Origin of the sequence: Tessaracoccus sp. OH4464_COT-324 (genome assembly GCF_003932855.1) — a bacterium.
Classification (GTDB): domain Bacteria; phylum Actinomycetota; class Actinomycetes; order Propionibacteriales; family Propionibacteriaceae; genus Arachnia.
Map to the genome: position 1 here is coordinate 1 of NZ_RQYZ01000081.1, position 520 is coordinate 520.

Genomic DNA, 520 nt, shown 5'->3' on the forward strand with positions numbered 1-520 from the left:
TGCGCAGAACGAGCCCGCAACGCCGAGGCGTTAGCGTCCCTGGCCTCGCTCAGCGCGTGCCACACGAACGTCAACTCCAGCATCGTCGCCTTGTCCGCATCGCCCAGTAGTCGCGCGTAGAGCGAGGGTAGCTGGCGGTGCTCCTCGAAGGCCTTGGCCTGCACCATCGCCCGCAGCCCGTACTGCCTGGCTGCTGGGCCTGTCCACCCCTCCAACAGGATCAACTCCGGCAAACTATCCGCCAGGTCACCGGCATCCTTGGCTTTTTCTGCCCACTGTTTCGCGCGGTCGTGGAGTTGTTGGGCCAGGCCCTGGCTGATCTGCGCGGCTAGATGGGTCCGGGCGCGCAGCACACGCAGCATCATCTGCGCCCGGTGGACCGCTTCGCTAGCCAACTCGCGCGCACGCGCCTGGTCGCGGAGCAACTGCTCCCGCTCGGCAGCGTTCGCTTGCGCGAATAGTTTGGTCTCGTGCGCCTGCTGCTGGCCCAGCTCCGTCTCGTCCGCGGCGATCGCGGCCG

At 67.5% G+C, this 520-nt stretch carries 1 protein-coding gene; it reads right to left on the minus strand.

The annotated features are described in order from the left end of the window. Positions 1–520: hypothetical protein (locus EII42_RS13120; protein ID WP_158676522.1), on the minus strand; the 520-nt coding region annotated here is incomplete at both ends.